Origin of the sequence: Pedobacter jamesrossensis (assembly GCF_042650905.1) — a bacterium.
Taxonomy (GTDB): Bacteria; Bacteroidota; Bacteroidia; order Sphingobacteriales; family Sphingobacteriaceae; genus Pedobacter; species Pedobacter jamesrossensis.
On sequence record NZ_JBHSBY010000132.1, the window covers coordinates 22,268 to 34,127 of the forward strand.

The 11,860-nt window shown below is 35.7% G+C and carries 12 protein-coding genes; 4 read left to right on the plus strand and 8 right to left on the minus strand.

Features of this window, described 5'->3' with window-relative positions; all coding sequences use genetic code 11:
• Positions 1-8: 8 nt before the first annotated feature.
• The 5 genes from ACFOUY_RS14900 to ACFOUY_RS14920 form a co-directional block, all read right to left on the minus strand.
• The gene (locus ACFOUY_RS14900) at positions 9-371 is read right to left on the minus strand and encodes a GNAT family N-acetyltransferase (RefSeq protein ID WP_378961706.1); all 363 of its coding nucleotides are present in this window, start codon (positions 369-371) and stop codon (positions 9-11) included.
• A gap of 56 nt (positions 372-427) precedes the next feature.
• Complete coding sequence (lpxA, locus tag ACFOUY_RS14905) at positions 428-1,213, minus strand: acyl-ACP--UDP-N-acetylglucosamine O-acyltransferase (RefSeq protein WP_029274294.1); 786 nt, start codon at positions 1,211-1,213, stop codon at positions 428-430.
• A complete protein-coding gene (locus ACFOUY_RS14910) occupies positions 1,213-2,625 on the minus strand; it encodes a bifunctional UDP-3-O-[3-hydroxymyristoyl] N-acetylglucosamine deacetylase/3-hydroxyacyl-ACP dehydratase (RefSeq protein ID WP_378961708.1) in 1,413 nt (470 codons plus the stop codon). Before ACFOUY_RS14910 ends, lpxA begins: the two co-directional genes overlap by 1 nt.
• Positions 2,615-3,691 (minus strand): UDP-3-O-(3-hydroxymyristoyl)glucosamine N-acyltransferase, encoded by a 1,077-nt coding sequence (gene lpxD, locus ACFOUY_RS14915; RefSeq protein ID WP_378961710.1) that lies wholly within the window; start codon positions 3,689-3,691, stop codon positions 2,615-2,617. The genes ACFOUY_RS14910 and lpxD overlap by 11 nt, the downstream gene beginning before the upstream one ends.
• Positions 3,692-3,813: 122 nt before the next feature.
• Positions 3,814-5,037 carry an HD domain-containing protein gene (locus tag ACFOUY_RS14920; RefSeq protein ID WP_378961712.1) on the minus strand — a complete coding sequence of 408 codons (1,224 nt, stop codon included), beginning with the start codon at positions 5,035-5,037 and terminating at the stop codon, positions 3,814-3,816.
• A gap of 111 nt (positions 5,038-5,148) precedes the next feature.
• Here ACFOUY_RS14920 and porX point away from each other — a divergent pair, with 111 nt between their 5' ends.
• The 4 genes from porX (at position 5,149) to ACFOUY_RS14940 (ending at position 9,297) form a co-directional block, all read left to right on the plus strand.
• Complete coding sequence (gene porX / locus ACFOUY_RS14925) at positions 5,149-6,702, plus strand: T9SS response regulator signal transducer PorX (protein WP_378961714.1); 1,554 nt, start codon at positions 5,149-5,151, stop codon at positions 6,700-6,702.
• Between the two features lie 128 nt (positions 6,703-6,830).
• On the plus strand, positions 6,831-7,247 hold the full coding sequence (gene tsaE / locus ACFOUY_RS14930) for a tRNA (adenosine(37)-N6)-threonylcarbamoyltransferase complex ATPase subunit type 1 TsaE (protein WP_378961716.1): 417 nt from the start codon (positions 6,831-6,833) through the stop codon (positions 7,245-7,247).
• Between the two features lie 97 nt (positions 7,248-7,344).
• Positions 7,345-8,574: an alanine dehydrogenase gene (locus ACFOUY_RS14935; RefSeq protein ID WP_378961718.1), complete on the plus strand. Its 1,230-nt coding sequence runs from the start codon at positions 7,345-7,347 to the stop codon at positions 8,572-8,574.
• A 39-nt stretch (positions 8,575-8,613) separates the two neighbouring features.
• Entirely contained in the window at positions 8,614-9,297 is a 684-nt protein-coding gene (locus tag ACFOUY_RS14940) for a M15 family metallopeptidase (protein WP_378961720.1), read from the plus strand.
• Positions 9,298-9,344: 47 nt separating this feature from the next.
• Here ACFOUY_RS14940 and ACFOUY_RS14945 read toward each other — a convergent pair whose 3' ends face one another.
• The 3 genes from ACFOUY_RS14945 to ACFOUY_RS14955 form a co-directional block, all read right to left on the minus strand.
• Positions 9,345-9,845: a phosphoglycerate mutase family protein gene (locus tag ACFOUY_RS14945; RefSeq protein WP_378961722.1), complete on the minus strand. Its 501-nt coding sequence runs from the start codon at positions 9,843-9,845 to the stop codon at positions 9,345-9,347.
• 163 nt (positions 9,846-10,008) lie between these two features.
• Positions 10,009-11,049 carry an aminotransferase class I/II-fold pyridoxal phosphate-dependent enzyme gene (locus tag ACFOUY_RS14950; RefSeq protein WP_378961724.1) on the minus strand — a complete coding sequence of 347 codons (1,041 nt, stop codon included), beginning with the start codon at positions 11,047-11,049 and terminating at the stop codon, positions 10,009-10,011.
• Positions 11,050-11,060: 11 nt separating this feature from the next.
• Positions 11,061-11,858, minus strand: coding sequence for an alpha/beta hydrolase (locus ACFOUY_RS14955; protein ID WP_378961726.1), 798 nt, complete (start codon positions 11,856-11,858; stop codon positions 11,061-11,063).
• Positions 11,859-11,860 lie beyond the last annotated feature (2 nt).

Below are 11,860 nucleotides of genomic sequence, written 5' to 3' on the forward strand. Positions count from 1 at the left end.
ATAGAGCGCTATGGCTTCTGGTTGCTTTTACCTGTTTCTAAAACGCATTCAGAAAAGCCTAATGCTTTAGCCCAAGTTTCTAATTCATTTAGAATTTCGGCGGCAATACCTTGTTTTCTGTAATTAGGATGAACAAACATCCTTTTTACTTCAACGGCATTTTTAGAGAATGGCTTAATTGCACCGCAAGCTACAGGCACATTATTTTGGTAAGCAACAATAACTTCTTTAATTGTATCAATCTTATTAAATTGAGCATAAAAAGCATGTCCATTACCATCTATTACGGCTAAATCTTCATCCAATAAAACGACCAATTGTTTAAAATCAGTATTATCTGAATTGCTTCGAATTAGCGTTAAATTAATCATGAATATTTAGATTTTGTTTTAAGGTTATTGGTTTTACCTTAATACCTTTCACTTTACTAGCTTCCCATCCCGAAGCCCTTCATCACACCTCTGTTAGAATTGCGGATAAAATCTACAATCTCATCGCGAATTTCGGTAGGTTTAAATTCTGCCTCAATCATATCTAAGGCTTTAGTTACATTATTGTGCTTTACGAAAAGTACCCGATAAATTTCCTGAATCTCATCAATTTGCTCATTTGTAAAGCCTCTCCTACGTAAGCCAACGGAGTTAATACCAGCATATGAAAGTGGCTCTCGAGCGGCTTTAACATAAGGCGGAACATCTTTACGAACTAATGAACCACCAGTTACGAAAGCATAAGAACCAACTTTAACAAACTGATGTATTGCAACCAATCCTGCTAAAACTACGTTATTTCCAATGGTAATATGACCGGCTAAAGTTGTGCTGTTAGAGAAAATACAATTATTCCCAACCTCACAATCGTGAGCAATATGCGAATAAGCCTGGATTAAGCAATTGCTACCAATTGTTGTTTTCCATTTATCCTTAGTACCACGATTAATGGTAACGCATTCTCGGATTGTTGTATTATCACCAATTTCTGCGGTTGTAACCTCGCCGGCAAATTTTAAATCCTGGGGTTCACCAGAAATAACTGCGCCTGGAAAAATACGACAGTTTTTACCGATACGTGCGCCATCCATAATGGTTACGTTCGAACCAATCCATGTGCCTTCTCCAATTACAACATCTTTATGTATAACTACAAATGGCTCAATAACTACGTTTTCGGCAATTTTTGCTTGTGGGTGTATGTATGCTAAAGGCTGTATCATTATTGAGCTGGTTCTATTTGTTTAATTTTAGATATTTGAGCCATCATTTCAGCCTCAACCACGATTTTTTCGCCGACCATACCAACACCTTTCATTTGGGCAATGCCTCTTCTGATTGGCTCCAGTAAGTCGCAACGAAAAACAATTGTATCGCCAGGAAGCACTTGTGCTCTGAAACGTACATTATCAATTTTTAAAAAATAAGTTAAATAATTCCTTGGATCAGGAACGGTACTTAATACCAAAATACCGCCAACTTGCGCCATTGCCTCAATCTGAATTACACCAGGAAAAACTGGCGCACCAGGAAAATGTCCTTTAAAAAACTCCTCGTTCATAGTTACGTTTTTAACGCCCACAACGTGATTTTTCGAAAGTTCTAATATCTTATCAACAAATAGAAAAGGCTGGCGATGTGGCAATATGTCCATAATTTGAACAATATCATATAATGGCTTTGCGCTTGGATCGTACACCTTTTGAATTTTTTTATTTTTCTCCTTTTTAATCGCAGCCTTGATTTTTTTGGCAAAAGCTACGTTTGCAGCATGACCCGGACGGGCAGCCATGATGTGACCTTTCAAATGCATACCAACCAAAGCTAAATCGCCAATCATATCTAATAATTTATGACGGGCAGGCTCGTTTTGATAGCGAAGTTCCATATTATTCAGGATTCCCTGAGGAGCTACATCAATATCTTTACGGTTAAATAATTTTGCTAAATGATTTAACTCATCTTTGGTTACTTCTTTATCTACAATTACAATTGCATTGTTTAAATCGCCACCTTTAATTAAGTTATGTTGTAACTGATATTCTAATTCGTGCAAGAAACAGAAAGTTCTGCAAGAAGCTATCTCCTTTTTAAATTCAGCTATTGTGTTAATTCCAGCATGCTGACTTCCCAAAACAGGTGAGTTATAATCAATCATGCAAGTAAAACGATAGTCATCCAATGGCATGGCTACAATTTCTACTTTTCTATCGGCTTCAGTATAAGTTATGTTATGAGGAATGGTAAAATATTCGCGGTCGGCATTTTGTTCAATTGTACCAGCCTCTTCCAATAAATCTATAAACTGAATAGAGCTGCCATCCATAATTGGTGTTTCAGGACCATCAAGTTTAATTAGAACATTATCCAAATCCATACCCACTAAAGACGCCATAACATGCTCTACAGTACTTACGCTTGCTCCATTTTGAGTAATTGTTGTACCTCTTGAAGTATCGGTTACGTTATCTGCATCAGCATCGATAATTGGTTGTCCATCCAAATCAACACGTTGAAATTTAAACCCATGATTTTCTGGTGCAGGGCAAAAAGTTAAGGTAACATTAGCACCGGTGTGTAAACCCACTCCCGAGGCTGATATTTCTTTGTTAATCGTTCTTTGTCTAACGTTCATTGTTTATTGTATTCTTTTCCAGTTCTGATGTAAGTCTTTTCAATTCTTCTTCGAGCACGTTAATCCTTTTTTCTACATCTGGAAGATGCTTAAAAATTACAGAGGCACGCATCCAGTTACGCAAAGGTTGTGCTGGGCTGCCATGCCATTGTTTATTTTCTTCGGTGATATTAAAGTTAATCCCAGCTTGAGCACCTATCTGTGTGCCTTTTGCCAATGTTAAATGGCCTGCGATACCTACTTGTCCACCGATGACACTGTTTGGTCCTATTTTGGTACTACCAGAAACGCCCGACTGCGCAGCTAGAACTGTATTTTCGCCAATTTCTGCATTGTGCGCAATCTGAATCAAATTGTCGATTTTTGCACCTTTTTTAATAATTGTAGAACCCATTGTAGCTCTATCAACAGTTGTATTTGCCCCAATTTCGACATCGCTTTCTATGATAACATTGCCTATTTGTGGTATTTTATTGTAAGTGCCATCTTTTTGCGGCGCAAAGCCGAAACCATCGCTACCAATAACTGTGTTAGAGTGAATGATTACTCTATCGCCTATTACGGAGTTATGATATATTTTTACGCCAGGAAAAAAAGTGCAATTTTCACCGATTTTTGAATTAGCACCAATATAAGTTTGCGTAGTTACTTTAGTTCCTGCAGCTATTTCGACATTTTCTGCTACATAAGCAAAAGCACCAATAAAAACGCCTTTTCCTATTTTAGCGGTTGGGTCTACGTAAGCTAATTTATCAATACCAGATTGTTGTTCCTGAGCGTTTATAGCCTCATTATATTTATCTAATAAAACGGTAAACGAACTATATGGGTTTTCGACACGAATTAATGTGCTTGTAAAATCTTGTGTAGGATTAAAGTCTTTAGAAACGATAACGACCGATGCACGAGTTGAATACAAAAAGTTTTCGTACTTAGGATTGGAAAGAAAAGACAAAGAACCTTCTTTACCATCTTCTATTTTAGAGAGTTCAGTTACAGCTACATCAGGGTTACCATCTATGGAACCGTTTAAAAACTCGCTTATCTGCTTGGCAGTAAATTGCATCGTACAAAGGTAAATGTTAAATTGATATGAACAAAAAAACCTGTGAGGGTTAAATCTTGTATATTCTACACAATAATAAGACTTAAAACGGCACCAGAACTTAAATATTTTGTTAAAAAAACTTAAATCCCCCGAGGGTAGCAAAGGATATATTTTTCTACTGTTTTCTGCAACGACTCTAAATTAGATAAATCGGATGCTTTAGCAATATCAATAATATCGTTATTTTTCATTAATATCTTAATATTACCTACGCCGGCATTGTATGCCCTATTCTTAATAGAATCAGTAAAAACGAAGTATTTAGCTTCTTCGGGTTTTATTTCGAGCAAATCAATCGCTGCATTTTGTAAAAACGCAATACGATCAGCGTTAGCCATTTCATTACTCATTTCCACTTTGTACAAATTTCGTGAGGTTAACATTTTACAAAGCGTTGATAAAATTTTATCAGGATGCTTAACCCAAACTTTAACCGCAGCATAAATATCCTGATCATCTAGATTGGTAAAATGTTCTAAATTTTCTTGCTGCTCAAAGAAATTTTCTTCATTGATATCGTTTTTAAGGAAATAATTGAGTGATGGCGCAGCAAATAAGTTTTCGCCCGCGGCAGATAATTGCTTGGCCCTTTCGAGCAATTTAACTAAAATCATTTCGCCCGAAATAACGGTTTTATGCAAATAAACCTGCCAATACATCAACCTGCGAGCAATTAAAAATTTCTCGATAGAATAGATGCCCTTTTCTTCAATAACTAAATCGTCATCAAAAATGTTAAACATTTTAATGATCCTATCAAAACTGATTACACCCTCACTTACCCCAGTAAAAAAACTATCGCGGTTTAAATAGTCCATCCTATCCAAATCCAGCTGACCAGAAATTAACTGATGAAGGAATCTCTTAGGATAAGTACCATTAAAAATTTCTATTGCGTGGGTAAGTTTCCCATCGAAATGCTGATTCAATTCCCGCATCAGCTTTGCTGAGATATCCTCATGCTTAATACCGGTAACCAAAGAATGCTCCAATGCATGAGAAAATGGCCCATGACCAATATCGTGTAGTAAAATAGCCAATATGGCCGATTCTTCTTCGCCATCAGTAATTACATGGCCTTTACTTTTAAGCAAGCTAATAGCCAAACTCATTAAATGCATGGCGCCCAAAGCATGGTGAAAGCGAGTATGTAAAGCGCCAGGATAAACCAAATGCGTCATCCCGAGTTGCTTAATGTATCGCAAACGCTGAAAATACGGATGAGAAATTACATCGTAAACTAATTCTGTGGGAATACTGATAAACCCGTAAACCGGATCATTTATTATTTTCTTCTTATTCAATCGTTAAAAATAGTTAAATAGATAGATACGGTACAAAAATTGCTATTTTTATTTATAGTTTGATTAACTGCCAAAATATTAACGCAGTACTTATCCTTTTTTTACAAAAACATGCAAGAAACTAAAATATTGTGGGCCGATGACGAAATCGACTTGCTTAAACCTCATATATTATTACTTAACGATAAAGGTTATAACGTAACCACTTTCACCAACGGAAACGATGCGCTTGAAGCTTTCGGCAAAAGTCATTTCGATTTGGTTTTCTTAGATGAGAATATGCCTGGAATGAGTGGAATTGAAACACTTTCGGCTATAAAAAATCTAAATCCTGATGTTCCGGTTGTGCTGATAACAAAAAGCGAAGAGGAAAATTTAATGGAAGATGCTATCGGTAGTAAAATCGATGACTATTTAATAAAACCCGTAAACCCAAAGCAGGTTTTATTAACCATTAAAAAACTGATTGATAAAAAGCTTTTGGTAAGCGAAAAAACATCAATGGCTTATCAGCAAGATTTTCGCAGATTAGGTATGACGCTCGGCGACAGACTTAACTATGAAGAATGGGTAGATGTTTACAAAAAAATCGTTTTTTGGGAACTAGAACTAGAAAAGTTAGATGACCCACAGATGCATGAAATTTTAACCATGCAAAAGCAAGAAGCCAATACACAGTTCTCTAAATTTATAGAAGAACATTATTTGGATTGGATTAAAAATAAAGATAAAGCACCTTTACTTTCTAATGAATTACTAAAGAAGAAAGCTTTCCCACATATAAATGATACAACGCCGGTGTTTTTCATTTTAATTGATAACCTGCGTTACGACCAATGGAAAATTATCAATCCGTTAATTTCTGAATATTTTAGAATTGATGAGGAAGATATGTACACCAGTATTTTACCAACCGCAACTCAGTATGCACGTAATGCTATATTTTCTGGCTTAATGCCTCTAGAAATGGAAAAACGTTTTCCGAGCTTATGGCAGAATGATGATGACGAGGGTGGAAAAAACATGCACGAAGAAGCTTTTTTGGCAGATAACATTAAACGCAGTTTACGTAAAGATTGCAAGTTTAGTTACAATAAAATTCTAACTTTTGAGCAAGGAAAAGATTTGGTTGAACAAACTAATAACCTGCTTAAAAATGATTTCAATGCAATTGTTTTCAACTTTGTTGACATGTTGAGCCACGCAAGAACAGATATGCAAATGATTCGTGAGCTAGCTAATGATGATGCGGCCTATCGTTCGTTAACCTTATCTTGGTTTGAACACTCGCCACTTTGGGATTTATTAAAAAAGATTTCGCAGAAACAAGTTAAAGTAGTTATTACAACCGACCACGGAACTATTCGCGTTAAAAAACCAGTTAAAGTTATTGGTGATAGAAGTACGAATACAAATTTGCGCTACAAACAGGGCAGAAACTTAAATTTTAACGCAAAAGAAGTTTTTGCAATTAAAAATCCACACGATGCATTGTTGCCGAAAATTAACATCAGCAGCAGTTACATTTTTGCTAGAGAAGACAGTTATTTTGTTTACCCGAATAACTATAATCAGTTTGTTAATTATTACAATGAGACGTTCCAGCATGGTGGGATTTCTTTGGAAGAAATGATTATCCCTGTGATAACTTATTCACCAAGATAGTTAATTGCAAACTTCATTTCGAGCCTAGCGCAGTGTAGTGGTCGAATTGACGCCTTAGTTATACGCTTGAATTCAAAAGCAAAAGCGATGCATTTATGTATTACTTTTGCTTTTATTATTTCTAAGCAATGAAAATACAAGTAAACAATTTAGATGATTTGCCTGGAGTTGCCGATAAGCTTTTGGCTTTTGCAGGCAACCAGAAAATATTTATTTTCGATGGCGAAATGGGTGCTGGTAAAACAACTTTTATTAAAACATTTTGTAAAGTTTTAGGCATCGATGACACTGTATCAAGCCCAACATATTCAATTGTGAACGAATATAAAGCTGAAAACGAATCTGTTTATCATTTCGATTTTTATCGAATAAAAAACATTCAGGAAGCTTACGATTTAGGTTATGAAGAATACTTTTATGGAGGAGGAATTTGCCTGATTGAGTGGCCAGAGAAAGTTGAAGAATTATTGCCAGAACATTATATAAAAGTAGAAATATCCATTGTGGATGATAGTGCAAGAATCTTCGAGTTCACTTCAATATGACAACAAAACTTCTTCGGCTTACATTTAGTTATCAGGATTTTAAGAGATTTTCCGTACCTTCATCAACCTTAAACTCAAAACATTTTTATAACAGATCATGGCTACAGGATTACGAGAAGGAATGGCCGATATAGCTCGTCAAGGTTTATTACAAACACAAGAAGCGACGCTGGAAACCAGAAACAGAAAGAATAGTCTAAATATTGGTATCCCAAAAGAAATCTCTTTTCAGGAAAATAGAATCGCTTTAACGCCATTATCTGTGGCACTTTTAGTTAATAATGGACATAGAGTAATTTTAGAAAGCGGAGCAGGAATAGCTGCTAATTTTTCTGATACAGAGTATGCCGAACAGGGTGCTAAAATTGCCTATAATAAGAAAGAAGTTTTCGATTGCGATATTCTGGTGAAAATAGCGCCTCCAATGCTCGAAGAAATTGCCATGATGCACAAAGGCCAAACCTTAATATCATCATTACAAACCGGAACGCTAAAGCAAGAATACCTTAAAGCATTAATGCAGAAAAAGATTAATGCTTTGTGTTTTGAAAATCTTCGGGATGAAGGAAATGTTTTAAGCGTTGTAAGAGCAATGAGTGAAATTGTTGGTTCTACATCTATACTTATCGCCGCAGAATACTTAAGTAATGTTACTGGCGGAAAAGGCCTAATGCTAGGAGGATTTACCGGGGTTCCGCCAACTGAAATTGTAATTTTAGGCGCAGGAACCGTTGGCGAATATGCAGCGAGAACAGCTTTAGCCCTGGGCGCTGAAGTAAAAGTTTTTGATAGTTCTATTTATCGTTTACGTCGTCTTCAAAATAACTTAGGTAATAGCCGTGTATTTACTTCGGTAATGCAACCAATTGTTTTAAATAAAGCTATTGTAACTTGTGATGTTGTTATTGGCGCTATACGTGCAAGTCATGGTCGTAGTCCTTGTATTGTAATGGAAGAAACAGTTGCTAAAATGAAACCGCATTCGGTTGTAATTGATGTGAGTATTGACCAGGGCGGTTGTTTTGAAACTTCTGAAGTAACCAATCATACTAACCCGGTTTTTAGAAAACACGATGTAATTCATTACTGTGTTCCAAATATTGCATCAAGAGTACCAAGAACGGCATCTTATGCGCTAACTAATATCTTCGCTCCTATTTTGCTTGATATTGGTGAATACGGAGGCTTAATGAATATGGTTTGGAACAATCCCGGTATTCGCGAAGCCTTATATATTTATCAAGGTAACGTAACGAATAAAGATTTAGCCGATATGTTTAATTTACCATTTAAAGATTTGGAGTTGTTGGTCGTTTCAAATCAGTAACTGAAGTATATCTTCATTGGTCGCGTAATAAAACTCTGTATGAAAATTACTTTTCTAATGTTTTTCTTGTTTATTTCTTTTGCTGCAAATGCCCAAATACAACCTGTTGCTCCAAAAAAACTGATGGTAATAGATTCTTACAATCAATATTTAGCATCAGTAAAAAGCAATCCAAACAACCAGCTTGTCGAAATAAAAAAGCTCATTCCCAACATTAAACTGGATATTCGATACGCAACCAAAAACAATTTTATGCAACAGGTAATGTATAATCAGGCAAGAGCTTTTGCCCGTAAACCAGTTGTAGAATCGCTAAAAAAAGTACAGGCCGAATTAAATAAAAAGGGCTTAGGTTTAAAGATTTTCGATGGTTATCGCCCATACACCATTACCGTAGCCTTTTACAAAAAAGCGAGTGATAAAAATTTTGTTGCAAACCCTGCAAAAGGCTCTAAACACAATAGAGGTTGCGCAGTAGATTTAACCATAATCAATTTAAAAACAGGCAAGGAAATTCTGATGCCAACACCATATGATAGCTTTTCGGCCGCAGCCGCAGCAAATTATCCTGGCGTATCTGCCGAAGTAAAAAAGAATAGAGATTTTCTTATCGCTATAATGAAAAAGCAAAAGTTAAATGTGCTTGAAAACGAATGGTGGCATTATGATTTCCAGGGCTGGCAAAATTATGCTCTGATGGATATTCCCTTTGAAAAACTGTAAAAGAGTTCAGGTTAATTGGCTAATTAGTTGAGATGATTTTAGTGAAACTACAAATGATGCGGAACACCGTATTGACTCATTTTAACCTTCGCTTTATCTCCTTTAACCGTTAAACGAAAAATAAAATCATAATCATCATCTGTTAATTCTTCTCTGGGACGTTTTCCTCCAAAAGCTTCAATAATTTCTAACACGGTATTTGAGTGACCAGCAATAACGATTTTTTTACCAACATAATTAGTCTTAACGCTATCCACTAAAGATTTAATATCGTTGTATTTAATAACCTTTGGAATAACCAGCGAATCTAAGGTTTGGTTTGTTCGCTTGTATGGTGTGCTGAAAGCAACATCGAATTTTTCTTTTTTTAAATAAGTCGCTAAATCTCCTGCCCTTGTTCTGCCTTCTTGTGATAAATCGGGATTCTTTTCCTGTGGATTTGATTTATCTTTTTCTGCATGGCGAACAACCCAAATTTCTGTGGTTTGCGCATTTACCGATTGATAAAATAAAAAGATTACAGATAAAAGTAACAGCAGCTTTTTCATTAATTTTTGTTTGAGTTATAAATATTCAAAAAAATATCCACTTCGGGAAATTGAAGTTCATTAAAACAAAAGAGACCGTCTTAAAAATATAGAATTGTCTCCTGTTTTATTGTTTAAGCTATGTATTTCCCATTTGCTGCAAAGCATTAACACCTTTAAAAGCTCATAACAAAGCCGAAATCAATGTGGCAATATTAGATTCTGTGTGCCAACTAGATAGCACAATTCGATTTAAAAGCTTATCACTTGGGGTTGGATAAGGAAAAGAAGAGATTAGAATTTGCTTTTGCAAAAGTTTTTCGGCTAAATCAGCATCGCCAAGTAAAAAAACCGGAAAATCTAATTCAAATTTCCATGCTAAATTGGCTGCAGTTTGAAACGACAGAATGTTGTCCTTCAATTCCTTTAATGCCTTCTGATATATTTTTTCTCCGAGTATAAATGCGTAAAGTCCAGCAGCTGAAGGCGGCGAAGCCCCAATAAAAGTACTTGTATTTTTAAGTTGACTAATAATTTTGCTCGATGCTAAAACCAGACCAGCATCTACACCCAAGGCTTTCGCCATAGAAGCTACAACAACGTTTTCGATATTTTCCAGCTCTGGAAGATTGCTAAAAGCACCTAATCCATTATTATTTACGCCAATTCCATGCGAATCATCAACAATAAGAATTATTTTTTTATCCTTATCAACTGATTTTAAAAAATCAAAATCATAAATTTCAGGAATAAGGTTATTCATCGAATTGCTTATCAAAACCCAATTTTTATCGGGTGATGAATTTATGGTTTCGACAGTTTTTACAGCCCATTCCTTAAACGACATCAAAGCATCCATCTGGGTTTCTAACCAAAGTGCAGGATGTGAACCTGGAGCATAAAGCATATTTCCGAATGAAGACAATTCTTTAACTGTTAACTGAGCCGCTAAATATCCACTTGAGGTAACAAGCGCATCCTCTGCTTTAAATCTATATGCCGCGATTTTTTCAGCCTCGCTATAAATCCCTAACTGAATGTTATTATTTCTGCTTGTGCCATTATTTAGACCGAATTTTTTAATGCCTTCAATATATAAATCGATAAACGCTTGATTTTGGGGTATCCCCAGATAAGCCGTACCTCCGAAATACAGGTAATCTTTCCCATTGATGTGAATAGAGTTAGAAAAAGGTTGGGTCAGCGATTTAAATTTTGCACTCATCAAAATTGATGTTATTGAGTTTTTACAACCTGCTTCGAGAAAAACTCGAACTGCTGCTTAATAGATTTTTTCCAGTAAGCAGAATTATGCGTGCCTGGTTGAGAAATGTATGTTGCGCTTATTTTTAAGCTATCGCATTTCTTCTTCATTTCATTATTTGATTGATAAAAGAAATCATCAGAACCACAATCGAAAATAATTTCCTTTTTACTTCCTGCAAGCTTATCTATATTTTGAATTACCGAGTATTTTAGCCAAATGTCGCTATCCTGTTCCGGGTTACCCAACAGCTCGGGTACGCCGAATTTACCAATGGCATCTCTTAAATTAATACCCCCGCTTGTACTGCCAGCACTTTTAAATTCTTCGGGATGTTTTAAGAATAACCAAAGCGCACCGTGGCCGCCCATGCTTAAACCAGTAATAAATAAATTCGAGGTATCGACCTGATAATCTGTTTTAATTTTTGGCAGCAATTCATCAAAAAAGAAGCTTTCATACTGCCAATCTTTTTTTGCCGGACTGTTTAAATACCACGATTTAAATAAACCATCAGGACAAATCAAAATATAACCATAATCATCAGCATACTTTTGGGCATCCATAATGTTGTTCCATTGCTTATAATTTCCACTATAACCATGCAGCAAAATTACAGCCGGAACTTTATCTCTTTTACTGAGTTTTTTAGGAGTAAAAACCCAGGTTGTATCTGCCTGAGGCAAGTTTCTAGAATTAAAAATAATTTGATGCTGTCCAAAAACACCTCCAGAATAGAGCGCCAAAATTGCAACTAAAAAAGCTTTCATAT

Excerpts from the sequence above, each read along its gene's own strand:
- ACFOUY_RS14900 (WP_378961706.1), bottom strand. The coding sequence starts at position 371 with ATGATTAATTTAACGCTAATTCGAAGCAATTCAGATAATACTGATTTT.
- lpxA (WP_029274294.1), bottom strand. The coding sequence starts at position 1,213 with ATGATACAGCCTTTAGCATACATACACCCACAAGCAAAAATTGCCGAA.
- ACFOUY_RS14910 (WP_378961708.1), bottom strand. The coding sequence starts at position 2,625 with ATGAACGTTAGACAAAGAACGATTAACAAAGAAATATCAGCCTCGGGA.
- lpxD (WP_378961710.1), bottom strand. The coding sequence starts at position 3,691 with ATGCAATTTACTGCCAAGCAGATAAGCGAGTTTTTAAACGGTTCCATA.
- porX (WP_378961714.1), top strand. The coding sequence starts at position 5,149 with ATGCAAGAAACTAAAATATTGTGGGCCGATGACGAAATCGACTTGCTT.
- tsaE (WP_378961716.1), top strand. The coding sequence starts at position 6,831 with ATGAAAATACAAGTAAACAATTTAGATGATTTGCCTGGAGTTGCCGAT.
- ACFOUY_RS14935 (WP_378961718.1), top strand. The coding sequence starts at position 7,345 with ATGGCTACAGGATTACGAGAAGGAATGGCCGATATAGCTCGTCAAGGT.
- ACFOUY_RS14940 (WP_378961720.1), top strand. The coding sequence starts at position 8,614 with ATGAAAATTACTTTTCTAATGTTTTTCTTGTTTATTTCTTTTGCTGCA.
- ACFOUY_RS14945 (WP_378961722.1), bottom strand. The coding sequence starts at position 9,845 with ATGAAAAAGCTGCTGTTACTTTTATCTGTAATCTTTTTATTTTATCAA.
- ACFOUY_RS14950 (WP_378961724.1), bottom strand. The coding sequence starts at position 11,049 with ATGAGTGCAAAATTTAAATCGCTGACCCAACCTTTTTCTAACTCTATT.
- ACFOUY_RS14955 (WP_378961726.1), bottom strand. The coding sequence starts at position 11,858 with ATGAAAGCTTTTTTAGTTGCAATTTTGGCGCTCTATTCTGGAGGTGTT.